Annotated in this window: 1 protein-coding gene and 2 pseudogenes; 2 read left to right on the top strand and 1 reads right to left on the bottom strand. The window is 61.5% G+C overall.

From position 1 onward, the window contains the following. Positions 1-216 (top strand): annotated as a pseudogene (locus EVC45_RS46405) (hypothetical protein); the annotation flags it as partial. Between the two features lie 167 nt (positions 217-383). On the opposite strand, the gene EVC45_RS44165 reads toward EVC45_RS46405, so the two are convergent. After that, positions 384-620 (bottom strand): hypothetical protein, encoded by a 237-nt coding sequence (locus tag EVC45_RS44165; RefSeq protein ID WP_129964306.1) that lies wholly within the window; start codon positions 618-620, stop codon positions 384-386. 184 nt (positions 621-804) lie between these two features. Between EVC45_RS44165 and istA the strand changes: the two are divergent. Then, positions 805-2349, top strand: a pseudogene (gene istA / locus EVC45_RS44160) (IS21 family transposase); the annotation flags it as partial. Positions 2350-2427 lie beyond the last annotated feature (78 nt).

The raw sequence follows: 2427 nt of genomic DNA, 5'->3' as shown, positions 1-2427 counted from the left end.
GCGATTCCCACGAAATTGAGTGAAGCGCAGTTCGGGCAATTTGTCTTGCCGCACCTGAGCCGGGGCCGGCGCGGCCCGCCGCCGACGTTGCCGTTACAGAGGATGTTCAACTACGTCCTGAAGGCGCTCTATATGGTTCTGGTGCAAATAGGCAAGCGGGTTGAGAAGTTCGCTATATGCAGGAGACCAACTGATTGCGGGTTTCAAGCAGACTGAAGTTGCATTTGATCAGTAATGCATATGTTTCATGAAATGCATGAGTTGGCAAGACAGGCAACGCGAAGCGGAAGTGTGATTTGCGAAGTGATCGACATGGTAACGACGTGCGCGGCCATGGCGCAATGCGCCGGCGAAGTAGCGACAGGCCGCCCTGAGGGCCGCGATCAGCTGCGGCAGTAGTGCCTCAGGTTGATCATCGTGTAGGCGAGCGTCTTGAGCGCGTAGTGCACGGCACTGATGCGTTCGAAGCGCAGCAGCAGGCGGCGGAAGGTGTCCTCCCAGGCGAACACGCGCTCGATGGTGCTGAAGCGCTCCGCGAAGATGGCCGCGTCGAAATGCCGTCTGCGACCGCGCTTCGGTGCCTTGCGCCCACGCGGGTTCTCGGGAATGTTGGGCCTCATGTGAATATTCCACGCCAAATCGAACGTGAATTCCACGCGAAAGCGAACATGAATTCCACGGCAAACCGAACGCCGATTCCACGGCAAAACGAACAGGGATTCCACGCGAAAGCGAACAGCAAGGTGCTGTAGCAGCGACGCGGGTCAACGATGGCACGCTCGACAATTTTGTCGGGAGTGCCGGATGGCAAACATCAGGTTGACCATGCGTAAAATTCGTGAAGTCCTTCGGCTGCACTTCGAGTGCGACCGAACCCATCGGGAAATTGCCCAGGCCATCGGCACGTCGACCTCGACTGTGTGGCAATACCTGCGCCGGGTGAAGCTGGCCGGGCTGGAGTGGCCGTTGCCAGCACAACTGGCGAGCGACGACGCGGCACTCGAGGCCCGGCTATATCCGCCGCCGGCACCACGCGCGCTGCCGCGAGGCATGCCGCACTGGCCGACGACACATCGCGAGATCGGCAAGCCGGGCGTGACGCTGGACCTGCTGTGGCAGGAATACAGGGCCCAGCATCCGGACGGATACGGCTATAGCTGGTTCTGCCGGGCCTATCAGGAATGGGCGCAGCGACTGCCGGTGACGATGCGGCAAACGCACATGCCGGGGCAGAAGCTGTTTGTCGATTACTCCGGCAAGAAGCTCGGCATCATCAATCCGGACACTGGCGAGATCCGTGAAGCTGAGCTGTTCGTTGCGGCGCTCGGCGTGTCCGGCTACACATTCGCTGAGCTGACGTGGACGCAGAAACTGCCCGACTGGATCGGCTCGCATGTGCGCGCCTTTGCGTTTTACAACGGCGTAGTCGAGATTCTGGTCCCCGATAACCTGAAGTCGGGCGTGCTCAAGGCCAACTTCTACGAACCACAGATCAACCAGACCTACCAGGAGATGGCGAGGCATTATTCCACCGCCATCATCCCAGCGCGTCCGAGAAAGCCGCGTGACAAGCCGAAAGCCGAGCTCTCGGTACTCCTGGTCCAGCGATGGATTCTCGCGCGCTTGCGAAACCAGCGCTTCTTTACCCTTGATGAGGCCAACCGGGCCGTCGCCGTGTTGCTGGTCGATCTGAACAACCGGCCCTTCAAGAAGCTGCCGGGCTCGCGCCGTAGCGTATTCGAGGAAATCGATCGGCCGGCGCTGCGCCCGCTTCCAGACACGCCCTACCAGTACGCAGATTGGATCGTCGCTCGCGTGGGGCCGGACTATCACGTCGAAGTGGACCAGCACTACTACTCCGTGTCGTACCGCTATGCACGCGAGCAAGTCGATGTGCGCGTCACGACCAATACCGTCGAGATCTTCCATCGCGGCCAGCGCATCGCTGCGCACGGCAAGAGTGCCCGCCGTCGCTTCCACACCACCATCGACGCGCACATGCCACCGGAACACCAGGCCGTCGTGAAGGGCTGTGACCCGCAACGGCTGGGCAACTGGGCCGCCGACATTGGGCCGCACACTTCCGCCGTCATCCAGCACCTGCTGGGCGCGCGCAAGCATCCGCAGCAGGCGTACCGCGCTTGTCTGGGTGTGCTGCGCATGGGCAAGGACTACGGGCGCGAACGGCTCGAGGCCGCCTGCCGCCGCGCCATCGATCTGAAAGCGCCGAACTACAAGTTCATTGCCTCGACGCTGAAGAACGGCCTGGACCGTGAGCCGGAAACGGTTACGGTCCAGGGCGACCTGCCCCTCATGCACGCCAACGTGCGCGGGCCTTCCTACTATCACTCAACTGATTGCGGGTTTTCCGAAGGGGCCGAATTTGTCTGCGAGCCCCACCGGGAATGGCTTTCGGAGCTGGCGAGG

This window comes from Paraburkholderia sp. UYCP14C (assembly GCF_004197395.1).
In the GTDB taxonomy this organism is placed as follows: Bacteria; Pseudomonadota; Gammaproteobacteria; order Burkholderiales; family Burkholderiaceae; genus Paraburkholderia.
This window is presented reverse-complemented; position numbering and strand designations above follow the sequence as displayed.

What these genes read in the sequence shown, in the direction of transcription:
- EVC45_RS44165 (WP_129964306.1), bottom strand. Translation starts at nt 620, where the DNA reads ATGAGGCCCAACATTCCCGAGAACCCGCGTGGGCGCAAGGCACCGAAG.